This is a genomic window from Variovorax stachyos, from assembly GCF_051400855.1.
Lineage (GTDB): Bacteria > Pseudomonadota > Gammaproteobacteria > Burkholderiales > Burkholderiaceae_C > Variovorax.
The window spans coordinates 14,923-39,260 of sequence record NZ_JBLFFN010000031.1 but is presented as its reverse complement, the minus strand read 5'-3'; the positions used below and the strand labels follow the sequence as shown (position 1 = coordinate 39,260).

Sequence of the window (24,338 nt, the reverse complement as noted above, 5' to 3'; positions counted from 1 at the left end):
CGCCAGGAAGCTAGGACCTCATGCCAGACCTGATCCTCCACCACTACGCCACTTCGCCCTTCTCCGAGAAGCTGCGCCTCGTGCTCGGCTACAAGAAGCTGGCCTGGAAGTCGGTGATCATTCCGCAGATCGCGCCCAAACCCGACCTGGTCGCGCTCACCGGCGGCTACCGCCGCACGCCGGTGCTGCAGATCGGCGCCGACATTTACTGCGACACCGCGCTCATCTGCGACGTGCTGGAGCATGTCGCGCCGCTGCCCTCGCTCTATCCCGAGCCGGGCAAGGGCCTGGAGCGCGTGGTTGCGCAGTGGGGCGACACCATCCTCTTCTGGGCCGCAATGGCCTACAGCTTCAGCGGCAAGGGTGCGGCCGACCTGTTCGGCAAGGCGCCGCCCGAAGCCGCGAAGGCCTTCGGCGAAGACCGCAAGGCCATGAGCGCCAACATGGTGCGGCACCGGCCGGGCGATGCGGCGGCGGCGTACAAGTCGTACCTGCGGCGCATGTCCGACATGCTCGACGACACCGACTACCTGGTCGGCGCGTATCCCACGGTGGCTGACTTCTCCTGCTACCACCCACTGTGGTTCACCCGCAGGCGCACGCCCTCGAGGGCAGACATCCTGCAGATCACGCCCGCCGTGACCGACTGGATGGACCGCATGGCCGCCATCGGCCATGGCGCGATGGAGAGCTTCGACGCGGCACAGGCCATCGAGGTCGCCGCCGCCAACACGCCGCACACGCTGCTGTCCGACAGCACCTTCCAGGACGAGCACGGCATTCCACTGGGCGCGCGCGTCACCATCGCAGCCGAGAGCTTCGGCCCCGAGCCCACAGAGGGCGAGCTGATGGCGGCCACCCGCACGCACTACACGCTGCGCCGCACCGACCCGCGCGCGGGCACGGTGCATGTGCACTTTCCGCGCATCGGGTACACGCTGCGCAAGGTCGAGGACTGAATCGGAGACTCATCGGACACGGGGCCGAACGCAGGAGTCGCAGAGGTTACGCAGAAGTCGCAGAAGAACAGCCAAAATTTTTCGAGTGCTTTCTTCTGCGACCTCCGCGAAAACTTCGCGCTCCTGCGTTCAGTTCGCGCTTCCGTTTAACAAGGACCCCCAATGATCCAGGACTTCAAAGGCACCACCGCCGTTCTCACCGGTGCCGGCTCGGGCTTCGGCCTCGAATGCGCACGCATCGGCGCGGCGCGCGGCATGAACCTGGTGCTGGTCGACGTGCAGCAGGACGCGCTGGACAAGGCGCGTGCCGAGATGGAGGCGGCCGGCGCCCAGGTCATGGCGCGCAAGGTCGACGTCGCCGACGCGGCCCAAATGGAACAGCTTGCAAGCGACGTCAAGGAGCGTTTCGGCGCGCCGAACTTCGTCTTCAACAACGCCGGCGTGGGCGCCGGCGGGCTGGTGTGGGAGAACACCGTCGCCGACTGGGAATGGGTGCTCGGCGTCGACCTCTGGGGCGTGATCCATGGCGTGCGGCTGTTCACGCCGATGATGCTCGAGGCCGCGGCTGCCGACCCGTCCTGGCGCGGCCACATCGTCAACACCGCCAGCATGGCGGGCCTGCTGACGCCGCCCAACATGGGCATCTACAACACCGCCAAGGCCGCGGTGGTGAGCCTCACCGAAACCCTCTACCAGGACCTGAAGCTCATCACCGACCAAGTGGGCGCGAGCCTGCTGTGCCCGTACTTCGTGCCCACCGGGATCACCAGCAGCGAGCGCAACCGGCCGGGCGCACTGGCCGCCGACAAGCCCACCCGCAGCCAGCTGATCGGCCAGGCCATGAGCAACAAGGCGGTGAGCAGCGGCAAGATCACCGCCGCGGAGGTGGCGCACAAGGTCTTCGAGGCGATCAGTGCCAACCAGTTCTACATCTTCAGCCACCCCAAGGCACTGGGCAACGTGAGGAGCCGCATGGAGAGCATCGTCGCCATCGCCAACCCGGCGGATCCCTTCCTGGAGCGACCGGAGATCGGCGCGCAGCTGCGCGCCCAACTGCGCGGCGCCTGAGCGCCCGCCCGGCGCGCATGGCGTGCCTGGTGCCCGGAGTCGGACACAGGAGGGCAGGCGCGTAGGCCTGCGCTGGCAGACAGTGCACCTGCTTTGGTGACACTGGCGGGATGTTGAACCATGCCTATGCCATGCCCGACGCTCCGCAGCGCGACTACGGGCCGGTGCATCAGCACCTCACCAAGGCCGATCTGGGCGCCCAGCTGGCGCGGCGCGCCGACGAATGGATCCGGCAGGCCACCCCCGCCGAGCTGCTGAGTGTCCTGCTTTCAGGCGGCCTCAGCCCCGTCATCGTGGAAGAGGACGGCCAGGTCCGAACGGGCATCGAGCTCGGCAAACAGCCGGGCCTGCTGTCGAAGCTCGGGATCATCTGGTCGGACCTCCCGCCGGCGGAGACCTTGCCCATCGTTGCAACCGTGTGGGAGGCGACGCCGCCGCCGGCGGACAGCCGTCTGTGGGAGGCCTGGATCGCCCTCGACGGCCATGTGCGCGAAGGCGCCCGTCGATTCCTGCACGACGAGGTGGACCAGAACATCCCCTTGTTCGAAGCTTGCGCCGAGGCCTGGCTCCGCGAAAAATAGTCCCTTCGTTGTATCTGTTGCATTTAGTTGTAACCCGCTGCTTCTTCAGCAGGCAATCTGGCGGGAGGCCCCGTGGGACAAGGCTTCGCGAAGTTGCTCCGGTACTTTTCCACAAGCTTGTCCACCTCCGGCGGGGACATGTTCAAGGCGAGCGGGACAACCTTCGACACCGTGCCCCACTTGCGATCGCGCCATGGCGCACTACGCTTGGAGGCATCCACACACCACCTCTAGGAGACTTGCATGGCTTACGTCGATGGATATGTTCTTCCGGTCCCCAAGCGCAACCTCGAGCAGTACCGCGAGATGGCCACCAAGGCCGGCAAGATCTGGCGCGAGCACGGCGCCCTCGAGTACCGTGAGTGCGTGGCGGACGACGTGAAATCGGGCGAGCTCACGTCCTTCCCGCAGAGCGTGAACCTGAAGGACGACGAACTGGTCATCTTCTCGTACATCGTGTTCGAGTCGCGCGCTCAACGCGACGAGGTCAATGCCAAGGTGATGAGCGATCCGCGCCTGGCCGACATGATGGATCCGAAGAACTCGCCCTTCGACGCCAAGCGCATGTTCTGGGGCGGCTTCGAGACGCTGGTCTCGGTCTGAGGCCCCGGCCGCCTCAGACCCTGCCGGCCTGCGCGGCGATCCACTCCCACACGGCACGTATGGCGGGCTCGCGTTCCCGACCCTTGGCCGTGGCCAGGAAGTAGCGGCCGGTGTCGAGTGCGGGGCCGAAGGGTTGCACCAGCGCACCGCTGCGCAGTTCCTCGGCCGCGAGCGTGAGGCTCAGGAGCGCCACGCCGTGGCCCGCCAGTGCGGCGAGCATCGCATGGGTCTCGTCCGAGAAGGAGAGGCCGGCGGACGCCTTGGAACGACGCCTCGCCGGCATCGCGAGGCCCGCTTCCGCGAACCAGCGCGGCCACTGTGCGGGTGCGCTCGCGTGGGGCTGCCAGTCGCTGTGGATCAGGCGGTGCTGCGGCAGGTCCCTTGCGCGCTTCAGCCCCAGCCGCGGGCTGCACAGCGGCGCATAGCGCTCGGCCATCAGCTCGGCGGTCGCGAGGCCGGGCCAGTCGCCCCGGCCTGAGCGGATCGCGAGATCCGCATCGCCGCGCGCAAGATCGACCAGCGTGTCGCTCGCATGCAGCCGCAGCTCGATGCCCGGGCAGGCGAGGCGAAAAGCCGCGATCCGCGGCAGCACCCACTTGGCGACGAAGGCGGTGTTGGCCGTGAGGGTGACCGTCTCGCCCTCAACGCGCGTGCGCAAGGCCTGCACGCCGGCCTCCAGCGTGTCGAAACCTTCGCGCAATGCGCGGAACAGGCGCAGGCCCGCAGGCGTCAGCACCAGCTGCCGCGTCATGCGCCGGAACAGCGGCTGGCCCAGCGTGCTCTCGAGACCGCGCACCTGGTGGCTGATGGCGGTAGGCGTGACCGAGAGCTCGGCAGCGGCGCGCTGGAAGCTGGAATGCGCCGCAGCCGCCTCGAAGGCCCGCAACGCGGACAGCGGCGGCAGGCGCCGGGCTGGCCTAACGGATGAAATGATCTCAGCCATGAAGAAGAAATCGTCGTTTGTGATGAGCCACGGGTCAACCTAAATTCGATGCAGGCCGATGTGTCGTGCGAGGGTACGACACAAGAGCCATTCTCATCCATCGACCTCAAGGAAAGCCTTCTTCATGAACACGCTTCTGCACATCGACACCAGCGCCCGGCCGGGCCGCTCGGACGTCCATCCGCATGGTTCGCACACACGGCGCCTGTCGGCACGCTTCGTCGAGCGTTGGCACGCTGCACATCCCGATGACCGCATCGACTATCTCGATGTGGGCGGCCATCCGCCCTCGCCGGTGACGGGCCCCTGGGTCCACGCCGCCTTCACGCCGCCGGCCGCGCGCGAGTCCTGGATGCAGGAGGCGCTGGCCGAGAGCGATCGCCTGCTGGACCAGCTCATCGCCGCGGACCTGATCGTGGTGGGCCTGCCCATGTACAACTTCGGCGTGCCGGCGCAGTTCAAGGCCTACATCGACAACATCGTGCGCGTAGGCCGCAGCTTCGGCTTCGACCGCGAGCGCGGCGAGGTGCCGTACTGGCCGATGCTGGACACGGGCAAGCGCCTGGTGCTGCTGAGCTCGCGTGGCGACTTCGGCTACGGCGAGGGCCAGCGTCTCGCGCATCTGAACCACACGGAGGCCAGCGTGCGTTCGGTGTTCGGCTATATCGGCATCGACGACGTGCACGAGATTGCAGTCGAGTACGACGAGTTCGGCGGGGAGCGGCTGGCGCAGTCGCTTGCGCAGGCCGAGCGTGCCGTCGATCGCCTGGTCGACCAGCTCTCGACTCGACCTGACGCAAAAGCGAGGATCACTCCCGCCAATGCTCCGCGACCCAGCCCGCTGAACGGATGAAGCGCAGGGCGCGCTTGCGCTGGCCCGCGAGCGCGTCCGGCGGGTTGCACTCGCCATGGAAGATCACGACGCGCGCCTCCGGCGGCACGAAGGGCGCGCGCCAGTAGTTGGTCGGCCACGCGGGGATGCTGTGGTACTTGAAGCTCGGGCACCAGGGCGCCGGCCAGTAGTCGAGTTTGCCTTGGCGGTGCAGAAAATCGGAGAGGTAGGCCTGCTCGTTGCGGAATGCCGTGCGCACCTCGGCGACGTTGTTGCGGAAGTGCTCGAGCACATCCGCATGCGCGCCGATCTCGAAGCGGTAGACCGAGGAGTTTCCGGTGAGACGCCGCTTGCGCTTGTAGTCGCGGATGATGAGGAACTTGCCTGGGTGGTCGAAGAACGGATCGAGTCCACCGACGATCACCACGTCCAGGTCGAGGAAGAGCGCCGTGCCGCGCAGGCCGTACAGATCGGCGGAGAAGGCAGCCAGCTTGTTCCAGCCGCGCTCGGGAATGCCCTCGGGCAGGTCGAGCGCGGGGATGGGCTGGCACTCCACCTCGGACCGGATGCCTTGCGGGTCGTCCGTCAGGCAGGTGAAGCGGAAGCCGCTCAGCAGGCGGCGGCGCACCATCGCATAGAGGCGGTTGACGTACTCGGGGCCGTACTTGGTGCCCCACTTCATGCAGAGGATGTGGCGGCGCTGCGCGTTGAGCATGGTCAGCTTGTAAGGGATACGGGGAGGTTCGTCGGTCATGGGTTCAGTGGCGTGGAGAAGGCAGGCAGCGGACATGGACCGCGAGTCCCCCCAGCTGCGGGGAGCGCCCGATGTCTATCGCCATGCGATGTACTGCAGCGATGCGGCGTGCGATCGACAGACCCAGGCCGCTGCCGCTTTCGGCGTTGCCGAGCGCCCTGAAGAAGCGTCCGCCCAGCCGTCGCATGTCGGAGTCGTCCAGGCCGGGGCCGCCATCCTCCACGCTGAGCCGGACCCCGGAGGCGCCGCATGCCACGCGCACCTCGATGCGGGCCGAGGGCGGACTGTAGCGCACGGCATTGTCGACAAGGTTGCGGACCAGCACCGCCAGCAGCGTCTCGTCGCCGCGAATGATGCAGGCCGGGCCGTTGTTCAGTTCGAGGGATTGGTGCTTGGCAATTGCGCGCGGCGCGATGTCGGCCAGCACGCGGCGGGCGAGGGCGCCGAGGTCCACGTCCCTTTCTTCCGGCAGGGCATCGGCTTCCAGGCGGGACAGGGTCAGCAACTGCTCGACGAGGCGCGTGGCGCGGTCGCAGCCCTCGATGGTGCCTTGCAGCGAACGGGCCCGACGCTCGTCATCGGGCTCTTGCATGGCGACCTGTGCGTGCGCGCGGATCGCGGCGATGGGCGTGCGCATCTCGTGGGCGGCATCGGCCGTGAAGCGCCGCTCGGATTCGAGCAGGAATTCGATGCGCCGGAACATCGCATTGAGCGCGTCGATCATGGGCACCATTTCGGAAGGCGCATCGTCGAGCTGCACGCGGTCCAGCACGTCAGGCCGGCGCTCGAGCAGCGCGCGCCCGAGCCGGCGCATCGGACGCAGTCCGCGGTGCACCGCCCACCACACGGCCAGCACCAGCAGCGGCAGGGCGGCGAACAAGGGCCACAGCGTGCTTCGCAGGACCGCCCACAGGATCGCGTCGCGGGATTTCCCTTCTTCACCCACGTGGACCTGCAACCCGGCCTCGGGGTCGTGGACCGAGAACACGCGCCACTCCCCGCCATCGAGATGGACCGTCCTGAAGCCCGGCGCACCCTTGATGCGGCCGTCCGCCAGCGGCGCGAGCGGCGCGTTGGCGGAGCGCAGCACCAGGCGTTCGTCGTGGAAGACCTGGATCGCGGTCTTGTAGGCGTAGCGGTGCAGCGCGGGCGCGTCGACGGGCAGGCCGTGGGCGGACCCGCGCTGCTGGGCGATGACCAGGGCCGCGGCCTGGGCCAGGTGGCTGTCGAGGATTTCCTCGACCTCGTGGCGTGCGTCGAACCAGGTGATGGCGGCGATGCCACCCCACAACGCGGCCAGCAGGCCCAGCAGCAGCCATGCGAGCCGGCCCTGCAGCGAGTAGGCGGCCTTGATCACGGCGAAGCGGAGGCCCGCATCAACACATAGCCCACGCCGCGCACGGTCTGGATCAGCGGATTGCCCAGCTTGCGCCGCAGCCGATGGACATGGACCTCGATGGTGTTGCTCTCGACTTCCTGGCCCCAGCTGTAGAGGTGCTGCTCCAGCTGCTCCCGCGACAGGACGCGGCCGGCATGCAGCATCAGCGTGTGCAGGAGGTCGAATTCCCGGTTGGAAAGAACCACCGGCTCGCCGGCCTTGTGGACCGCGCGTGCGGCGGGGTCCAGGAGAACATCCTGCGCAACCAGGCAATCCTGCGGCTGGCCGTGCGAGCGCCGCACCAGCGCCCGCAGGCGTGCCGCCAGCTCGAGCATGTCCACCGGCTTGACGACGTAGTCGTCCGCGCCCGCATCCAGGCCGCGGACGCGGTCGTGCACCGCGTCACGGGCCGTCAGCACCAGCACGGGCAGCTTGACCTGGGCGGTGCGAACGGCGGCGAGGACCGCCAGCCCGTCTTTCGCGGGCAGGCTGAGGTCGAGGACGGAAGCCGCATAGGGATTGCCACGCAGCGCATGCTCGGCGGCCAGGCCGTCGCGCACCCAATCAACCTGGAAGCCGAGCTGCTGGAGGCCGGCCCGAAGCCCCTCGCCGAGCAGGGCGTCGTCTTCCGCGAGAAGGATGCGCATGGGTCGGGATTGTCTTGGTCCGGGCGGGCCCGCTCAGTCATTGTCCCCTGGCTCGCGCCGGGCTTCGGTGATGGGGGCGGCCCGTTCCCGGGCCTGTTCGCGCAACTCTTCACGAGAAGCCGCCACAGTCGAAGCAGCCGTCCACTGATAGCCCCAGAAGCAGACAACAGCCGCCGCGACGAGCAGGGCCACGCCGTACCGCGCGCTGCAAATGGCTTCGCCGTGCGCACCGAGCTTGGTGCCGCTGATCATCGAGCGCGCGAGGCTCTCGCCGGCGCGCCAGCTGCCGAAGGCGACGCCTGCGATGTGCAGGCTCGCGAGCACCAGCATTGCGAGTGCCGCGCCTTCATGGAGAGCCTTCCCCCACCCATGCGCCGGGTTGCTGCCGCTCGCCCAGCCCGACGCGGCGGCGGCCAGCGTCAGCAGCAGGAGCGCGACCATGGATACGGCCCCGGCGGGGCTGTGGCCGATGTGCCGCTTGCCCCATCCGCGCGGCATCGCCCGCAGACAGGCGGCGACCGCCGCGGGGCCGCGGACAAAGTTCGCGAAGCGCGCGTAGCGGGTGCCTGCGAAGCCCCACGCGATGCGAAAGACCACCAGCCCAGCCATCGTGTAGCCCAGGGTCTGATGGACGTTGCGCCAGCCCTCCTGGCCGGCCGTGAGACAGGTGCCGGCAAAGCAGGCGGCCATGAGCCAATGGAACATGCGCAGGGGTGCGTCCCAGACGAGCACCCGCTGAAACCCGGGCGGTTCCGGCGGCGGGAGTGATCGTGATTCGGCGTTCGTGTTCATGCGGGGCGGCCGCCATGATGCGTGCCCCGCCTTATCAAATCCTTAACGACTTAACGCCTCAACGTCTTGGCGCCTTAGCGCCTTAGCGCCTCACGCGCACGGAGCCGCCTGCGCCCCTCAGACCGGCACCGGGCTGCGTTCGGCGAACTGCCCGTTCCAATAGGGGGAGTAGGGATAGGGCGGGGTCACGGCGCTGGCCGCATCGAGGCGCGCGACCTGTTCCGGTGTGAGTTGCCAGCCGAGCGCGCCGAGGTTCTGCCTGAGCTGGTCCTCGTCGCGCGCGCCGATCAGCACGCTGGCCACGGTGGGGCGCTGCAGCAGCCAGTTGAGCGCGATCTGGGGCAGCGTCTTGCCGGTCTCCTCGGCCACCTGGTCCATGGCGTCGATCACGCGGTAGAGCCGCTCCTCCTCGACCGGCGGCGCGAAGCCCGCGGTGTCGTGCAGCCGGCTGCCGGCCGGCAGTGGCTGGCCGCGCCGGATCCTGCCCGTGAGGCGGCCCCAGCCCAGCGGGCTCCAGACGATCGCGCCCACGCCCTGGTCGATGCCCAGCGGCATCAACTCCCATTCGTAGTCGCGGCCGATGAGCGAGTAGTAGGTCTGGTTCGCGACATAGCGGGACAGGCCCAGCCGGTCGGAGGCGGCGAGCGATTTCATCAGCTGCCAGCCGGAGAAGTTCGACACGCCGATGTAGCGCACCTTGCCGGCGCGCACCAGGTCGTCGAGCGTGCGCAGCACCTGCTCGACGGGCGTCATCGCGTCGAAGGCATGCAGCTGCAGGAGGTCGATGTAGTCGGTGCCCAGGCGCGCGAGCGCTGCATCGGTCGCCGCGATCAGGTGGTGGCGTGAGGCGCCGACATCGTTCGGCCCGTCGCCCGCGCGCAGGGCCATCTTGGTCGAGAGAATCACCTTGTCGCGCCGTCCCTTGACCGCGGCGCCGAGGATGGATTCCGAAGCACCGTTCGAATACACGTCGGCGCTGTCGAAGAGATTGACGCCGGCATCGAGGCAGATGTCGATCAGGCGACGAGCCCCGTCCACATCGGTGTTGCCCCAGGCGCTGAAGAGTGGCCCCTGGCCGCCGAAGGTGCCGGCGCCGAAGCCGAGGGCGGGCACCTTGAAGCCGGAGTTGCCGAGATAGCGATGTTCCATGTGAAGTCCTTCGTATTGAATTGATTGAAGAATGCGATTTCAGGTGCGTGCCGGCGCGCAGTCCGCCGGCGCCGCATCGCGCCGGTCGAGCCCGCGGCTCCACAGCGCGATGGCCAGGCCCGCCAGGGTGAGCAGCGCCGCCACCCAGCCCAGCGCACCCAGTCCCGGGCCGCGGTCGATCACCGTCCCGCCCACCCAGGCGCCCAGCGCATTGCCGAGGTTGAAGGCGGCGATGTTGAGGCTGGAGGCGAGGTTCTGGCCCGCGCCGGCCGCCTTCTCGAGCACGCGCAGCTGCAGGGGCGCGACGGTCGCGAAGGCCGCGATGCCCAGCATGCCGACGAAGACGGCGGCGGTCACGCCGCTCTGCAGCGCCGGCTGCATCACCGCCAGCACCACCGCCAGCGCGGCCAGCGTGCCCATCACGGCCGGCATCAGCGCCCGGTCGGCCAGCTTGCCGCCCAGGATGTTGCCGACCGCGAGCCCACCGCCGAAGAGCAGCAGCAGCGGCGAGACCGCGGATTCGGACAGGCCGGTGATGCGCGTCAGCAGCGGCTGGATGTAGGTGAAGACCACGAACACGCCGGCATAGCCCAGCACCGTCATGGCAAGGCCGAGCAGCACCTGCGGCCGGGCCAGCACCGCGAGCTCCTCGCGCAGCGGCGCCGGGGCCTGCGCGTCGGCGCTGCGGTCGCGCGGCACGAAGAGCGCGAGCACTGCCAGGGCGAGCACGCCGATCAGCGCCACCGCCCAGAAGGTCGAGCGCCAGCCGAAGTGCAGGCCCAGCCAGGCGCCGGCCGGCACGCCGAGCATGGTGGCGGCGGTGAGGCCGGTGAACATGATCGCGATGGCCGAAGCGCGCTTCTCGGGCGCCACCAGGCCGGTGGCCACCACCGAGCCGACGCCGAAGAAGGTGCCATGCGCCAGCGAGGTGACCACCCGCGCGGCCATCAGCGTCTCGTAGCTGGGTGCCAGCGCGCAGGCGATGTTGCCGAGCGTGAAGATCGCCATCAGCGCCAGCAGCACGGTCTTGCGCGAGATGCGCCGCGTGGCGATGGTGAGCAGCGGCGCGCCGACCGCGACCCCGAGCGCATAGCCCGAGATCAGCAGGCCGGCGGCCGCGATGGAGACATGAAGATCCGCCGAGACCTGCAGCAGCAGGCCCATGATGACGAACTCGGTGGTGCCGATGCCGAAGGCACCGGCGGTGAGGGCGAGGAGGGCGATGGGCATGATGCCCTGTACTGTGCGGGCGTCGCCACTTGTTGACTAGACCGCCGCATGGACAAGGATTAATGAATTGAAGTCAACATTCGCGGGCTGGCCCAGGGATCCTCATTCGGCATAAAATGTACAGACCGTACAGAAAGCTCCCCATGCCTTTGCACACCATTGGGCTCCAACAAGGCCGCAATACCTTGCCCGAACTCGCGTCGCGAGCCAATGCGGGCGAGCCGAGCCTGCTCACGCGGCACGGCAAGCCGTATGCAGCCATTGTCTCGCCAGACATGCTCGCCAAGGGACGCCCACGCTCGCGCTTCCTGGCGTTGCGTGGCAGCGGAAAGGGCCTCTGGGGCCGCACTCCCTCCAAGGCGATCGCGGACATGCGCGGCGAATGGGATTGAGGTCGTGGGTACCTCCGGAAAAAGGCCATCGAAGCCACAAACGCGAAAGACGACTGCAGCTGCCACGCTGTGGGGTGGCCTGGGCGACGGCGATCTGGTGGTCGTGGACTCCGCGCCGCTGATCTATCTGCTCGACGACCATCCTGAATTTGCGCCAGCGTTCGTGGGCCTCTTCGACCTGCAGGCTGATGGAAAGGTCCAGATTGCCATCTCCACCATTGCAATGGCCGAGGTCCTCGCGGGCCCCTTCAAGCATGGACAGGATGTGCTGGCGAAGCGCTACGAGAAGGAGCTCGCCAACTTCGAGGTCGTGCCGGTCTCCCAGGAAATCGCGGTGACCGCCGCCCGCCTGCGTGCGAGCACGGGGCTGCGCCTGCCCGACGCGATACAAGCCGCGACGACGCTGGAGGTGGGCGCGGTCGCGCTGGTCACGCACGACCGCGACTTCTCTCGTCTTGCGGGGCTCCGCGTGATCCTCGGCGAGCCGGGGCGGTACGAAGCCCGCAACTGACATGCCCCGCACCGACGTCAACCGCTCCGGCGAAATGGAAGCCTTCGTGCAGGTGGTCGACCGCGGCAGCTTCTCGGCCGGCGCCCGGGTGCTGGGCATGACTCCCTCTGCGGTCAGCAAGCTGGTGGCGCGGCTCGAGGCGCGGCTGGCGACGCAGCTGGTGCATCGCTCCACCCGCAAGCTGCAGCTCACCCCCGAGGGACAGAACTTCTACGAGCGCAGCGTGCGCGTGCTGGCCGACATGGACGAGGCCGAGCGCTGTGCGGCTGCCGGGGCCGCGCCGCGCGGTCGGGTGCGCATCAACGCCAGCTACTCCTTTGGCCATTGCGTCCTGATGCCGCTGGTGCCGCGCTTCCTCGAACTGCATCCGCAGGTCACGCTCGACATCGTGCTGACCGACCGGGTGGTCGACCTGATGGACGAACGCACCGACATCGCGATCCGCTGGGGCCCGCTGCCGCCCTCCGACCTGGTGGCGCGGCATCTGTTCGACACCGGCCAGGTGATCGTTGCCTCCCCCGGCTACCTGGAGCGCTACGGCACGCCGCGCACCCCCGAGGAACTGGAGGCGCACAACCGCATCGGCTCCACCTACCGTCGCCACGTGGCCGACTGGCCGCTGCTGGTCGACGGACGCCCGCTCGACATGCCGGTGATCGGCACGGTGCGCGCCGGCGACGGCGAGACGCTGCGCCGGCTGGTGCTGGAGGGCGTCGGCCTGGGCCGGCTTTCGCTCTATCACATCCAGCCCGACATCGACGCCGGACGGCTGGTGCCGGTGATGGAGGAATTCAACCCGCGCGACACGGTGCCGATCCATGCCGTGTACCTGGGCAAGGCTGGCCGATTGCCGGCGCGCATCCGCGCGCTGCTCGACTACCTGGCCGCGGGCCTCCCCGACAATAAGGCGCAGTGGGCCGCCGGCCCGCGCCATTCACCATCATGAAGGAAGTTCCAGAAGCCATCGTCTGCGAAGGCTGCGACGCGGTCTACCAACGCGCACCGCTTCGCCGGCGCCAGGTCGCCCGTTGCGGCCGCTGCGGCACCGAGCTCGACCGGCATCCCGGCGACCAGGCCGCGCGCGTGCTGCCGCTCACGGTGGCCAGCCTGATCCTGTTCGCCATCGCGAACCTGTTCCCGATCGTCGAGATCCAGCTGAAGGGCTTGCACAGCCAGACCACGCTGGCCGGCGCGGTGGTGGTGCTCAGTTCCGAGGGCATGTCGCCGGTGGCGCTGCTGGTGCTGGCCACCACCCTCCTGTTCCCGCTGCTGCAGCTGTGCATCCTGTTCTACCTGCTGGTGCCCTTGGCGCGCGAGCGCCGGCCGGCCGGCTTCGGCGTGCTGGTGCGAATCCTGCAGATGCTGCGGCCATGGGGAATGGTCGAGGTCTTCCTGCTGGGCGTGCTGGTCGCCATCGTCAAGCTGTCGAGCCTGGCGCAGGTGGTGCCCGGGCCGGCGCTGTGGGCCTTCATGGGGCTCACGGTGCTGCTGACCGCCGTGCTCTCCTTCAACCCGCGCACCTTCTGGGAGATGGCTTTCGAGCACCGGCCGGGGCAGGAGGAATGAGCGCCGCCCGGCCGCCCGAAGGCACTCGCACCGCAGCCGAAGGCGAAGGTGAAGTTCAATGAGCGCCGCCCGGCCGCCTGAAGGCGCCCTCCGCACTGCCGCCGAGCTCGGCCTCCTCGGCTGTCACCACTGCGGCAGCGTGTGGCGCGACGCCGACGAGGGGGAGCCCTGCGGGCGCTGCGGCACGCGCCTGCAGCGGCGCAAGCCCCAGAGCATCCAGCGCACCTGGGCCTTCCTGATCGCGGCCTGCATCATGTACGTGCCGGCCAACCTGCTGCCGGTGATGGTCACCAAGAGCCTGCTCGGCACGCAGTACGACACCATCCTCTCCGGCGTGATCTACTTCTGGGTCTCGGGTGCGTACGGGCTGGCGGCGATCATCTTCATCGCCAGCTTCCTGGTGCCGCTGTTCAAGCTCACGGCGCTGATCCTGCTGACGGTGCTGGCCCAGCGGCACAGCAAATGGCGGCAGCCGGAGCGTGCCAGGCTCTACCACGCGCTCGAGGTCATCGGCCGCTGGTCCATGCTCGACGTCTTCGTGGTGTCGCTGCTGGCCGGCCTGGTGCGCATCCACGGCTTCGCCGAGATCACGGCAGGCGTCGGCATCGCGGCCTTCGGCGCGGTGGTTGTGTTGACCATGATGGCCTCGCTGAGCTTCGATCCGCGGCTGACCTGGGACACCGAGGACGTGATGGAAGACAAGGAGCCCGTATCCCGAATGGCTAGCAAGGAACAAGTGGTATGACCGACCCGCACGACGAGACGAGGCCGCTGCCCAGGCCGGTCGTCGCGAGACGCCGCAACTGGCTGCCCTCGCTGATCTGGCTGATTCCCATCGTGGCCGCGCTGGTCGGCATCGCGCTGGTGGCGCGCATCCTGATGGAGCGCGGGCCCGAGGTGGTGCTGACCTTCAAGACCGCGGAGGGACTGGAGGCCAACAAGACGGCCGTCCGGTACAAGGACGTGCAGATCGGCACGGTGCAGAACATCCGCCTGGCCAGCGACCGCGCGAACGTGCGCGTGACGGTGCAGCTGAACAAGGAAGCGAAGGGCTTCACCGCGCGGGACACGCGCTTCTGGGTGGTGCGCCCGCGCCTCGACACCTCCGGTATTTCCGGCCTGGGCACCTTGCTCTCGGGCGCCTACATCGGCGCCGACGCCGGCGCTTCGGAGGAGACGGCGAGCGAATTCACCGGGCTGGAGGCGCCGCCCATCGTCACGCGCGACGCCTCGGGCAAGCAGTTCCTGCTGCGTTCGCGTGACGTCGGCTCGCTCGACATCGGCTCGCCGGTGTACTTCAGGCGCATCAAGGTCGGCCAGCTCGCGGCCTACGAGCTCGACGGCGACGGCCGCGGCGTCACGCTGCGCGTGTTCGTCAACGCGCCCTACGACAAGTTCGTCGGCGTCAACACGCGCTTCTGGCATGCCAGCGGCCTCGACGTGCAGCTGGGCGCCAACGGCGTGAAGCTGCGCACCCAGTCGCTGGCCACGATCGTCCTCGGCGGCATCGCCTTCCAGGCGCCCGACGATGCGCAAGGCCCGGCTGCGCAAGAGAACACGACCTTCGCGCTGGCCGAGGACGAGGCCGCCGCCATGAAGGAGCCGGACGGGCCTTCGCAACCCTTGCTGATGCATTTCAACCAATCGCTGCGCGGGTTGTCGCCGGGCGCGGTGGTGGACTTCCGCGGCGTGGAGATCGGCGAGGTCAAGTCCATCGGCGTGGAGTTCGATCCGCAGGTGCGCGAGTTCAAGATGCCGGTGCTGGTGCAGGTCTATCCCGACCGCCTGCGCCGCCGCGGCAGCCTCGGAATGCTGGAGTCGCGCTACACGCAGTCCGAACGCCTGAAGTTCCTGATCGACAAGGGCCTGCGCGCGCAGCTGCGCACCGGCAACCTGCTGACCGGCCAGGTCTATGTGGCGCTCGACTTCTTCCCGAGGGCCGCGCCGGTGAAGGTAGACATCGACCAGAATCCGATCGAGATGCCCACAGTGGCCAACAGCCTGGACGAGATCCAGGCACAGGTGGGCGACATCGCGCGCAAGCTCAACAAGGTGCCCTTCGAGGAGATCGGCCGCGACCTGCGCAAGACGCTGGCCACGCTGGACAAGACACTGGTCGGCGCCGAGCAGTTGGCCGCGAGCCTGAAGAACGACGTGAGCCCGCAGATGACTGCCGCGATGAAGGACGTGCGCAAGACGCTCAACAGCGCGGAGAAGACCCTGGCCGACGATTCGCCCCTGCAGCAGGACATGCGCCAGACCCTGCAGGAGGTGACGCGCGCGGCAGGCTCGCTGCGCGTGCTGACCGACTACCTCGAACGCCATCCCGAGTCGCTGCTGCGCGGCAAGCCGGAGGACAAGAAGAAATGAACACGATCCGAGCACGCGGTTTGACGTTGGTCGCCGCCGCGATGCTGGCCGCCTGCGCCAGCCCCGCGCCCCAGTACTACAGCCTGGCCGATGTTGGCGCAGGGACGGCGCGGCCCGCGTCAACCGGCGGCACCGCGGGCTTCATCGAACTGGCGCCCATCGCCATGCCCGAGCGCTTCGCGCGCCCGCAGCTGGTGGTGCGGCAGAAGGATGCCGGCGCGGGGCCGGAGGTCGATATCCTGGAGCAGCACCGCTGGTCCTCCTCGTTCGAGAACGAGTTGCGCGACGCGCTGGCCAGCGGCATTGCGCAGCGCCTGGGCGCCGTCGATGCGACCAAGAGCGGGCGCCCGCGCGGCCAACCGGTCACGCGCATCGCCGTGCAGCTGCGGCAGCTCGATGCGGTCGAGAGCAGCCGCGTCGACGCCGGCTTCAGCTGGACCGTGCGCCGCACCGAAGAGAGTCCCGCCATCGCCTGCCAGCTCTTCGTCTCGGAGCCGGTCGGCGGCGGCATCGACGCACTGGCCAGCGGCACGCAACGCGCGACCGCACAGCTGGCCGACGCCATTGCGCGCAGCATTGCCGCGATGCAGGCCAACCCAGCGAACGCGTGCCAGCGCTGAGAGGATGTGAATGAACCCTGAAGGCTTCGCGCTCTTCGACACCGCAATCGGCACCTGCGGCATCGCATGGGGCCCGCGGGGCATCGTCGGCGTGCAGTTGCCCGAGGCCGGGGAGGGCGCAACGCGCTCGCGCATGCAGCAGCGCTTTGCGCTTGTTCCCGAGGTGGCGCCGCCGGTCGCGGTACAGGCCGCCTGCGATGCGATCCGTGCCTTGCTTGCGGGCGAGCCGCGCGACCTGGCGGAAATCGTGCTGGACTATGAAGGCGTCCCGGAATTCCACCGCCGCGTCTACGACATCGCACGCCGCATTGCACCCGGCAGCACCCGCAGCTACGGCGAGCTCGCCGCCGAGCTGGGCGACCGGCAGCTCTCGCGCGCCGTCGGGCAGGCGCTGGGCCACAACCCCTTCGCGCCGGTGGTGCCCTGCCACCGCATACTGGCCGCAGGCGGCAAGCCCGGCGGCTTCTCGGCGCATGGCGGCGCGGCGGCGAAGCTCAGGATGCTGATGATCGAAGGCGCGCGCCCGCCCAGCGACACGGCGCCCTTGTTCTGAGGTTTTGAGCGTCCACCGCGCCGAGCGCCCGCATGTGTAGGCCTAATCCTGCTCACAAATCGTCAAATTCGCGTCACCATGTATCCATCGAATCAGAATCCGCGACACGCATGAGTCGCATAGAGGGAGAACTCGATGCCAATAAGAGACAAGGACAATTTTCTGGTCTTCGGCTCGCCAAAGATCGAGGAAGGCGAGATCCGGGAAGTGGAGGCGGTCATGCGATCGGGCTGGCTCGGGACCGGCCCCCGAGTGGCGCAGTTCGAATGCGAGTTCCGCCGCTACCGCGGCGCGAGCCATGCCGTTGCGTTGAACTCCTGCTCGGCCGCCCTTCATCTTTCGTTGCTGGCCTCCGGGGTCGGTCCGGGGGACGAAGTCATCACCACGCCGCTGACCTTCTGCGCCACGGTCAACGCCATCCTCCATGCCGGCGCGACGCCTGTGCTGGCGGACATCGACCCGAACACGCTGAACATCGATCCCGCGCAGGTGCGCGCCAGGCTGAGCCCGCGCACGCGTGCCATCGTGCCGGTCCATTTCGCCGGGCGACCCTGCGAAATGGACGAGCTGATGTCGCTGGCACGCCAGCACGAGCTCAAGGTCATCGAGGATTGCGCGCACGCCATCGAGACGCAGTACCACGGCCGCAACGTCGGCACCATCGGCGACTTCGGCTGCTTCTCCTTCTACGTGACGAAGAACATCGTCACCGGCGAAGGCGGCATGGTCCTGGCGCGCAAGGAGGAGGATGCGGCGCGCATCAAGGTGCTCGGCCTGCACGGCATGACCAAGGACGCCTGGAAGCGCTTCGGCGACGAAGGCTACAAGCACTACTACGTGGTCGAGGCCGGCTTCAAGTACAACATGATGGATCTGCAGGCGGCCATAGGCCTGCAGCAGCTGACGCACGTCGAGCCGTACTGGCAGCGGCGCAAGCAGATCTGGGAGCGCTATGTCGGCGAGCTGGGGGACCTCCCGCTGACGCTGCCTCCCGCGCCGGCGCCGGACACGCGCCATGCGCATCATCTCTTCAGCGTGCAGCTCGAAGAGGCGCGCTGCGGCATCTCGCGCGACGGCTTCCTCGACGCCATGACGGCGCAGGGCATCGGCGTCGGCGTGCATTACCTGGCGCTGCCCGAGCATCCCTATTACCAGCAAAGACTGGGCTGGCGGCCCGAGCACACGCCGCATGCCACCCGCGTCGGCCGGCAGATCGTCTCGCTGCCGATCTCGGCCAAGCTGAGCGACCAGGACGTGGGCGACGTGATCTCGGCGGTGCGGCTGATCCTGCAGCGGCATGCCGCGCTGGCCTGATCCACGCCGTGCTGATCTCGATCCTCATCCCCGCCTACGCCCGTCCCGAACAGCTGGCCGAGGCGCTGCAGAGCATCGCGCAGCAGAAGCGCTCGCTGATCGGCGAGATCATCATCGGCGACGACAGCCCGCGCGCCTATTGGGAGCGCAACGAGGCGGTCATCGCGCAAAGCGGGCTGGCGGACCTCATCGACTACCAGCCGAGCGAGCCCTCGAGGGGGACGTATCCGAACCAGTGGTTCCTGGCCTCGCGCGCGAAGTTCGATCACCTGCTGATCCTGCACAACGACGACCAGCTCTGCCCGGGCGCGCTGGCCGTGCTCGCGAATGCCTGCGCGAACGAGACCGATGCCCGCGTGAAGCTGTGGTTCGGCACCCAGCTGATCATGGACGAGGAGGGCGTGATCGACCCCGAGCGCACCGCCGCGAGCGACCAGTGGTACGGCAGGCTCGGCCCGGCCGCGACCAGGCCGATGTGGGAATGGTGCCTGACGGAATCCATTCCCTCCGATGCCTTCCTGGTGGAGAAGGCGAGCTATCTGCAGCACATGCGCGGCGAGCGCGACGGCAACGTAGGCGACTGGGGCTTCTCGGTGCGCCTCGCCAACAGCGGCGGCTGGGCACACTTCGTTGGGCGGGCCGTGTCGCGCTACCGCGTGCAGGCGGGGTCGGTCACCGTGGCGGGGCGTGGGGTGGACGCTCACCGTGGCTTCGAGCTCGCGTGCCAGCTTCGCGTGCCGCCCGAGCGCGAGGCCGAGAAAAAGCGCTTCTATCGCAACATGCGGGTGGTCGCCGTTCGTTACGCGCGCGACGGCGAGCGCATGAACGCCTGGCGATCGCTGCTGTGGCCCGACATGCCGTGGGAGCACCGCTTGTCACTGCGCTACGGCCTGATCGTCCTGATGCTGCTCACGCCCCGGCCATTCTGGCTGTGGGCGCTGCACTACAAGAGCTGACCGGCCCCGGCCAGCGCTACATCGACTCCCTGAGCGGCTTGTGCTTGAAGACGGCACGGATGATGCCGTGGTCATTCGTGCCGTCAAGCTTGTGGTTGTCGAAGTTGAGGTGGTCGTTGTTGATGGCCAGCCCATCGAAGAGCCACAAGCGCCTGCGGCTGTTGTCGTAGAACTGCTCGCTCACCAGGATGTGGTCGAGCGACTCGCGGAACTCCTGGTGCACGTGGGTGTAGTAGACGTCGCGCGTGTCGCGGTATTCCTGGAGCGTCTGCGCCGTGTAGAGCGCCACGTCCCCGCCGCCGACCGAATCGCCCACCAGGTAGCGCGGCTGCTCGGTCAGGATGTTGGCGGTGTTGCTCTGCTGCCCGTCGTTGATGTCGCCCAGCACGATCACCGGCGTGTCGTTGCCCTTCATCTGCTCGGTCAGCAGGAAGCGCAGCGCGGCGGCCTCGGCGGTGCGGCGGATCGTCGACAGCGCGGCGCCCAGCGCCGTCGAGTGCTTGCCGTAGCTGGCCTTGTCGTCCTTGAACCACGGCTCGTTGAAGACCTTGGTCGGCGCCTTCGACTTGAAGTGGCACACATACACATGGACGTCCGGCTCGTCCTTGCGCGGCTTGATCGTGAAATGCGCCACGGGCCTGGAGAAGCCGCGGATGCTCACGTCGATCACCGGCGTTTGCGGATCGTCGCCGCTGGACTGGAGCTTGAACTTCGCGGGAAATTCGCCGATCCAGCTCGGCTCGCTGCTGAGCAGCCCCTTGCGCACGATGGCGGCGCAGACGATCCTGCGGCCGTCGGCACCGGGCGGCGCCAGCAGGTCGTACTCTTCCGTCAGGCCTGCTTCATCGAGTGCCCTGGCGAGCGAGTCCGCGTGCCAGAGCTCCTGGAAGCCGAAGAGATCCGACTTCATGATGCTCAGCTGTCTCGCAGTCCAGGCGATCTTCAGCTCGTATTCCTTCTGCGTCCAACCGTCCCTGTCCGAGTAGAGCGCGCGGCCCGGCTCGTTGAGGTTGTAGAGGTTGAAGGTGGCCAGGCTTAGTTCTTTCAGGTTCATGGTGCGCTCCCAAGGGCGGAATCAAGTTATCCGCGGTTCATGACAAAGCTGCGAACAGCGAAGCGCATTGAGCTTTCGAACGAGGACCCGCACAACTACCAAATGTGGTAGGTGGCCAGGAGAGACGGCGCATCACCTCGCCTAGCACAGCAGGTCCCATCCCGCTGGCGCTCGCCCATTGCGGCCTTGGTCACAATCGGGCGATGACTTCCTCGCGCTTCTTCAAGATCGCGCTCGTGCTGGGCCTGCTGTCGGCCATCGGGCCCTTTGCCATCGACATGTACCTGCCGGCACTGCCCGAGATCGGTGCCAGCCTGGGCGCCGGCATCGGGCCGGTCCAGATGAGCCTGACGGCCTTCTTCATCTCGCTGGGCGTCGGCCAACTGCTCTACGGCCCGGTGTCGGACATGGTCGGGCGCAAGCCGCCGCTGTATTTCGGGCTGCTGCTGTTCGCGGCGGCGAGCGTGGGCTGCGCACTGGCGACCGACATCCAGACCCTGATCGCGTTGCGCTTCGTGCAGGGCCTGGGCGCCGCCGCCGGAATGGCGATTCCGCGCGCCGTGGTGCGCGACCTGCACACCGGCAACGACGCGGCGCGGCTGATGTCGCTGCTGATGCTGGTCTTCAGCGTCTCGCCCATCCTGGCGCCGCTGGCCGGCAGCGCGGTGATTGCCTTCGCCGGCTGGCGCGGCGTGTTCTGGGCCGTGACGCTGGCCGCCGCGGCCGGCCTCGCGCTGATGGCCGCGACGCTCAAGGAAACGCGGCCGGCCGAGGAGCGCGTCGAAAGCAGCCTGGGCAGCGCGCTGCGAGCCTATGGGGTGCTGCTGCGCGACGCGCACTACCTGGGCCTCGTCTTCATCAGCGCCTTCGCGATGGCGGGCTTCTTCACCTACCTGGCCAACTCCTCCTTCGTGATGATCGGGCACTACGGGCTCTCGCCGACGCTCTACAGCCTGGCCTTCGGCGTCAACGCCGCGGCTTTCTTCGGTGCAGCCCAGCTCAACGGGCTGCTGTGCGAGCGCTTCGGTATCGTGCGGGTGGTCAAGGCGAGCGTGAGCGCCTGCGGTCTGGTGATGCTCGCGATGTTCGCGTATTACCTTGCCGGCGGCGACAGGCTGGCGGTGCTGATCGTGCTGTACTTCATCGCCAGCGGCTTCATGGGCTTCGTCATCCCGACCACGTCCGTGCTCGCGCTGGAGAAGCACGGCGCCATCGCGGGCACCGCCTCGGCCTTGCTCGGCACGCTGCAGATGCTGACCGGCGCCGTGGCGATGGCGGTGATCGGCCTGTTCACCGACGGCCGGCCGCTGCCGATGGTCGCGGGCATGGCTGCCGGCGCGTTGATCGCCGTCGTGCTCAGTTGGTTCACCCTCGGCCCGCGCCGGCCGGTTGCTTATGCGGCCCGCTGAGCCGGCCGCCCGCGCACAGGCGCCCACCACGGACGGCCTGCCGCAGCCGCAGCGCCGCTGGGCGATGCTGGTCATCATCCTGGGCATCACCGTCGCGGTGCTCGACGGCACCATCGTCAACCTCGCGCTGCCGGGCATCGCCCGCGAGCTCCAGGCCGATCCGGCCCATGCGATCTGGGTTGTCAACGCCTACCAGATCGCGACGCTGGTGATGCTGCTGCCGCTGGCCTCGCTCGGCGATCTGGTGGGCTACCGGCGCGTGTACCTGTGCGGCATGGTGCTGTTCACGCTGGCCTCGCTGGGCGCCATGCTGGCCGACTCGCTGGGCACGCTGATCGCCGCGCGCGCCCTGCAGGGGCTCGGCGCCGCCGGGCTGATGAGCGTCAACTCGGCGCTGGTGCGGGTGGTCTATCCGCGCGCGCAGCTGGGCCGCGGCATGGCGCTCAACTCGGTGGTGGTGGCCAGCGCCTCGGTGGCGGGGCCGTCGGTGGCGGCGGCGATCCTCTCGGTGGCTTCGTGGCCGTGGCTGTTCGCGTTCAACGTGCCGCTGGGCCTGCTGGTGCTGGCGCTGGGCTGGCGCGCGCTTCCAGGGCAACGCGCGGCCGCGGTTGACGGCGAGCGCTTCTCGTGGGTCGACGTGCTGCTCAACGTACTGATGTTCTCGCTGGTCTTCGTCGGTGCGGACCGCCTGGGCGTGCGCAGCGAGTCGGGGCAGGGCGCCGAGCCGCTCGCCTGGGCGCTGCTGCTCGCGGGCGTGGCGGTGGGCTTCGTCTACCTGCGACGGCAGCGCGCGCTGGCCGTGCCGCTGTTCCCGGTGGACCTGCTGCGCATCCCGGTATTCGCGCTCTCGATGGGCGCCTCGGTGGGCGCCTTTTGCGCGCAGATGCTGTCCTTCATCGCGCTGCCTTTCCTGCTGCTCGACACCTACGGGCGTTCGCACGTGGAAGCCGGCCTGCTGATCACCGCCTGGCCGCTCGCGATCGTGGTGATGGCGCCGATCGCGGGACGGTTGATCGGCCGCTATCCCGACGGCTGGCTCGGCGGCATCGGACTGAGCCTGCTGGCGCTCGGGCTGGTGCTGCTGGCGGCGCTGCCGGCGCACCCGGGCAATGCCGACATCGTGTGGCGCATGGCGCTGTGCGGCCTGGGCTTCGGCCTGTTCCAGTCGCCCAACAACCACACCATCGTGACCTCTCCGCCCGCGCACCGCAGCGGCGCGGCCAGCGGCATGCTGGGCACTGCGCGGCTCACCGGCCAGACCTTGGGTGCGGTGCTGCTGGCCGCGATCTTCAGCACGTGGAGCCCGCATGGGGGCCGCGGGCCATTCATCGCGCTCGGCCTGGCCGCCGCCTGCGCGGCCGTGGCAGCGGTGTGCAGTACGCTGCGCACGCGCGGACCTAGCCAGCGTCATGCCGAGGGACGAGGCTGACGATGCCGCAGGATCGGCTTCGGACCTCGAGCAGGCAGCCGAGCCCCAAAGTGCATATGAAAAGGCCGGCGGCGCCAGCGAGCCAGACGCCCGAGATCCCCAGGGCAGGAACGGCCGGCGCCCAAACCACGCCGGGTGCGATGCCGTGCGTCAGCATGTGGCCGCCGACTACGCCGACGCCCCATAGTGAGACCAGATATACAAGTGAAGGCAGTAGCGTCTGCTCATAGCCGCGCAACGCGCTGGCTGCGACGATCTGGATGGCATCAAACACCAGATAGAGCGCGAAGATGGGCATGAGGGAAAGGGCGATCTCGGTCACGCCCGGATCCGAGGTATAGGCGCGGAGCACCAAAGAGGCGCCCGCCAGAAGCGATGCGGCGGCAGTCACACCCCAGAACACGGACAAGCAGATACTCGTGTGCGCAATATCCCGGGCCGCCGCCCAGTCTCCCTTGCCGATGGCATTCGCGATCAGCGTTTGGGCTCCCACGCCCAGCGCCATCGGACTCATGAACATCAGGCCAGTCAAGCTTGCCAGAATCTGATGGGCGGCTGTGCTGTGCGCGCCTAGCCGAGCAATGATGAACGCCATGATGGTCAATGAGCCGACCTCGAGCAGGTGAGCGACACCGATCGGAATGCCGAGGGCAAGCACGCGGCATGCCTTTCGCCAGTCGGCAATCGATGGCCGGAAGCGCAGTCCGAGTTCGCTATAGCGAGGATCGACCAGTAGCCAGACACAGGGATACCCCCGACACCATGCATGAGCGCGAAGCTGAAAGGCACTTTCACCAGCAGCGCACAGGCGTTGATCCAGACGATCGGCTGCGGACGCTTTATCGCCGAGGTGAGCGCGTAGAAGACGCGCATGAGCAAAGCCGCAGGCAACGCCAAGGCCGCGATGCCCACGTAATCCAAGGCCGCTCCCAGAACGTCCTTCGGCACATGCGCCAACCTGAAAAGCGGCTCGGCCACGAGAGCCAGAAGAATCGCGCCGGCAGCGCCCAACGCCAGTGCCAACCAAGCACCCGCGCTGACCCACGCACCGATCTGAGAAACCTCGCCCGACCCGAACTTCCGTCCGATGATGGTTGCCAGCCCCTGATGACGCCGAAGAAGGATGCGAACACCGTCCCCCACAGACTGGAGCCAATGCCGACAGCAGCCAGCGTCTGAGTTCCGTAATTGCCAGCCATCGCGGCGTCGGCGACGCCGCTGCACAGGA

26 protein-coding genes and 1 pseudogene are annotated in these 24,338 nt (G+C 68.3%); 17 read left to right on the top strand and 10 right to left on the bottom strand.

Translation table 11 applies throughout. The features are described 5' to 3' along the window. The first annotated feature begins 20 nt into the window (after nt 1-20). The 4 genes from ACMGEZ_RS28960 to ACMGEZ_RS28945 all read left to right on the top strand — a co-directional run bounded on the left by ACMGEZ_RS28960 (nt 21) and on the right by ACMGEZ_RS28945 (nt 3,211). Nucleotides 21-959 (top strand): glutathione S-transferase family protein, encoded by a 939-nt coding sequence (locus tag ACMGEZ_RS28960; RefSeq protein WP_436825729.1) that lies wholly within the window; start codon nt 21-23, stop codon nt 957-959. A 162-nt stretch (nt 960-1,121) separates the two neighbouring features. Next, the gene (locus ACMGEZ_RS28955; protein ID WP_436825728.1) at nt 1,122-2,027 is read left to right on the top strand and encodes an SDR family oxidoreductase; all 906 of its coding nucleotides are present in this window, start codon (nt 1,122-1,124) and stop codon (nt 2,025-2,027) included. A 131-nt stretch (nt 2,028-2,158) separates the two neighbouring features. Then, nucleotides 2,159-2,608 carry a hypothetical protein gene (locus ACMGEZ_RS28950; RefSeq protein WP_436825727.1) on the top strand — a complete coding sequence of 150 codons (450 nt, stop codon included), beginning with the start codon at nt 2,159-2,161 and terminating at the stop codon, nt 2,606-2,608. 243 nt (nt 2,609-2,851) lie between these two features. After that, a complete protein-coding gene (locus ACMGEZ_RS28945) occupies nt 2,852-3,211 on the top strand; it encodes a DUF1428 domain-containing protein (RefSeq protein ID WP_436825726.1) in 360 nt (119 codons plus the stop codon). A 13-nt stretch (nt 3,212-3,224) separates the two neighbouring features. On the opposite strand, the gene ACMGEZ_RS28940 is transcribed toward ACMGEZ_RS28945, so the two are convergent. Then, nucleotides 3,225-4,154 carry a LysR substrate-binding domain-containing protein gene (locus tag ACMGEZ_RS28940; protein ID WP_436825725.1) on the bottom strand — a complete coding sequence of 310 codons (930 nt, stop codon included), beginning with the start codon at nt 4,152-4,154 and terminating at the stop codon, nt 3,225-3,227. Between the two features lie 124 nt (nt 4,155-4,278). Between ACMGEZ_RS28940 and ACMGEZ_RS28935 the strand changes: the two genes are divergently transcribed. Next, entirely contained in the window at nt 4,279-5,007 is a 729-nt protein-coding gene (locus ACMGEZ_RS28935) for an FMN-dependent NADH-azoreductase (protein ID WP_436825724.1), read from the top strand. On the opposite strand, the gene ACMGEZ_RS28930 is transcribed toward ACMGEZ_RS28935, so the two are convergent. The 6 genes from ACMGEZ_RS28930 to ACMGEZ_RS28905 all read right to left on the bottom strand — a co-directional run bounded on the left by ACMGEZ_RS28930 (nt 4,964) and on the right by ACMGEZ_RS28905 (nt 10,936). Beyond that, nucleotides 4,964-5,740 (bottom strand): glycosyltransferase, encoded by a 777-nt coding sequence (locus tag ACMGEZ_RS28930; protein WP_436825723.1) that lies wholly within the window; start codon nt 5,738-5,740, stop codon nt 4,964-4,966. The genes ACMGEZ_RS28935 and ACMGEZ_RS28930 overlap by 44 nt on opposite strands. 4 nt (nt 5,741-5,744) lie before the next feature. Continuing rightward, complete coding sequence (locus tag ACMGEZ_RS28925; protein WP_436825722.1) at nt 5,745-7,097, bottom strand: ATP-binding protein; 1,353 nt, start codon at nt 7,095-7,097, stop codon at nt 5,745-5,747. After that, nucleotides 7,094-7,765: a winged helix-turn-helix domain-containing protein gene (locus ACMGEZ_RS28920; protein ID WP_436825721.1), complete on the bottom strand. Its 672-nt coding sequence runs from the start codon at nt 7,763-7,765 to the stop codon at nt 7,094-7,096. The genes ACMGEZ_RS28925 and ACMGEZ_RS28920 overlap by 4 nt, the downstream gene beginning before the upstream one ends. Nucleotides 7,766-7,798: 33 nt before the next feature. After that, on the bottom strand, nt 7,799-8,557 hold the full coding sequence (locus ACMGEZ_RS28915; protein WP_436825720.1) for a cytochrome b/b6 domain-containing protein: 759 nt from the start codon (nt 8,555-8,557) through the stop codon (nt 7,799-7,801). Nucleotides 8,558-8,674: 117 nt separating this feature from the next. Then, complete coding sequence (locus ACMGEZ_RS28910; RefSeq protein ID WP_436825719.1) at nt 8,675-9,706, bottom strand: aldo/keto reductase; 1,032 nt, start codon at nt 9,704-9,706, stop codon at nt 8,675-8,677. A gap of 39 nt (nt 9,707-9,745) precedes the next feature. Beyond that, entirely contained in the window at nt 9,746-10,936 is a 1,191-nt protein-coding gene (locus ACMGEZ_RS28905) for an MFS transporter (RefSeq protein WP_436825718.1), read from the bottom strand. 143 nt (nt 10,937-11,079) lie between these two features. Here ACMGEZ_RS28905 and ACMGEZ_RS28900 point away from each other — a divergent pair, with 143 nt between their 5' ends. The 10 genes from ACMGEZ_RS28900 (at nt 11,080) to ACMGEZ_RS28855 (ending at nt 19,218) form a co-directional block, all read left to right on the top strand. Next, nucleotides 11,080-11,328, top strand: coding sequence for a type II toxin-antitoxin system Phd/YefM family antitoxin (locus ACMGEZ_RS28900; protein WP_436825717.1), 249 nt, complete (start codon nt 11,080-11,082; stop codon nt 11,326-11,328). Nucleotides 11,329-11,425: 97 nt separating this feature from the next. Next, on the top strand, nt 11,426-11,839 hold the full coding sequence (locus tag ACMGEZ_RS28895; RefSeq protein ID WP_436825716.1) for a type II toxin-antitoxin system VapC family toxin: 414 nt from the start codon (nt 11,426-11,428) through the stop codon (nt 11,837-11,839). 1 nt (nt 11,840) lies between these two features. Next, on the top strand, nt 11,841-12,785 hold the full coding sequence (locus tag ACMGEZ_RS28890) for a LysR family transcriptional regulator (RefSeq protein WP_436825715.1): 945 nt from the start codon (nt 11,841-11,843) through the stop codon (nt 12,783-12,785). Continuing rightward, nucleotides 12,782-13,405, top strand: a complete 624-nt coding sequence (locus ACMGEZ_RS28885; RefSeq protein ID WP_436825714.1) for a paraquat-inducible protein A — start codon at nt 12,782-12,784, stop codon at nt 13,403-13,405. Before ACMGEZ_RS28890 ends, ACMGEZ_RS28885 begins: the two co-directional genes overlap by 4 nt. Before the next feature lie 58 nt (nt 13,406-13,463). Beyond that, nucleotides 13,464-14,150 carry a paraquat-inducible protein A gene (locus ACMGEZ_RS28880; protein ID WP_436825713.1) on the top strand — a complete coding sequence of 229 codons (687 nt, stop codon included), beginning with the start codon at nt 13,464-13,466 and terminating at the stop codon, nt 14,148-14,150. Then, nucleotides 14,147-15,775, top strand: coding sequence for a PqiB family protein (locus tag ACMGEZ_RS28875; RefSeq protein WP_436825712.1), 1,629 nt, complete (start codon nt 14,147-14,149; stop codon nt 15,773-15,775). Before ACMGEZ_RS28880 ends, ACMGEZ_RS28875 begins: the two co-directional genes overlap by 4 nt. After that, nucleotides 15,772-16,395 (top strand): PqiC family protein, encoded by a 624-nt coding sequence (locus tag ACMGEZ_RS28870; RefSeq protein WP_436825711.1) that lies wholly within the window; start codon nt 15,772-15,774, stop codon nt 16,393-16,395. Before ACMGEZ_RS28875 ends, ACMGEZ_RS28870 begins: the two co-directional genes overlap by 4 nt. Before the next feature lie 10 nt (nt 16,396-16,405). After that, nucleotides 16,406-16,948, top strand: a complete 543-nt coding sequence (locus tag ACMGEZ_RS28865; RefSeq protein ID WP_436825710.1) for a methylated-DNA--[protein]-cysteine S-methyltransferase — start codon at nt 16,406-16,408, stop codon at nt 16,946-16,948. 135 nt (nt 16,949-17,083) lie between these two features. Continuing rightward, nucleotides 17,084-18,262 (top strand): DegT/DnrJ/EryC1/StrS family aminotransferase, encoded by a 1,179-nt coding sequence (locus ACMGEZ_RS28860; protein WP_436825709.1) that lies wholly within the window; start codon nt 17,084-17,086, stop codon nt 18,260-18,262. Nucleotides 18,263-18,270: 8 nt separating this feature from the next. Beyond that, nucleotides 18,271-19,218: a glycosyltransferase gene (locus ACMGEZ_RS28855; RefSeq protein WP_436825708.1), complete on the top strand. Its 948-nt coding sequence runs from the start codon at nt 18,271-18,273 to the stop codon at nt 19,216-19,218. Between the two features lie 16 nt (nt 19,219-19,234). On the opposite strand, the gene ACMGEZ_RS28850 is transcribed toward ACMGEZ_RS28855, so the two are convergent. Then, nucleotides 19,235-20,272: an endonuclease/exonuclease/phosphatase family protein gene (locus ACMGEZ_RS28850; RefSeq protein ID WP_436825707.1), complete on the bottom strand. Its 1,038-nt coding sequence runs from the start codon at nt 20,270-20,272 to the stop codon at nt 19,235-19,237. A gap of 203 nt (nt 20,273-20,475) precedes the next feature. On the opposite strand from ACMGEZ_RS28850, the gene ACMGEZ_RS28845 reads away from it, so the two are divergent. Together ACMGEZ_RS28845 and ACMGEZ_RS28840 are read left to right on the top strand one after the other, a co-directional pair. Further along, the gene (locus ACMGEZ_RS28845) at nt 20,476-21,681 is read left to right on the top strand and encodes a multidrug effflux MFS transporter (protein ID WP_436825706.1); all 1,206 of its coding nucleotides are present in this window, start codon (nt 20,476-20,478) and stop codon (nt 21,679-21,681) included. After that, nucleotides 21,668-23,110: an MFS transporter gene (locus ACMGEZ_RS28840; protein WP_436825705.1), complete on the top strand. Its 1,443-nt coding sequence runs from the start codon at nt 21,668-21,670 to the stop codon at nt 23,108-23,110. The genes ACMGEZ_RS28845 and ACMGEZ_RS28840 overlap by 14 nt, the downstream gene beginning before the upstream one ends. Here the strand turns inward: ACMGEZ_RS28840 and ACMGEZ_RS28835 are convergent. Continuing rightward, nucleotides 23,079-23,768: an MATE family efflux transporter gene (locus ACMGEZ_RS28835; protein ID WP_436825704.1), complete on the bottom strand. Its 690-nt coding sequence runs from the start codon at nt 23,766-23,768 to the stop codon at nt 23,079-23,081. The genes ACMGEZ_RS28840 and ACMGEZ_RS28835 overlap by 32 nt on opposite strands. Beyond that, nucleotides 23,711-24,309: pseudogene (locus ACMGEZ_RS28830) on the bottom strand (MATE family efflux transporter). Before ACMGEZ_RS28830 ends, ACMGEZ_RS28835 begins: the two are co-directional and overlap by 58 nt. Nucleotides 24,310-24,338: the final 29 nt, after the last annotated feature.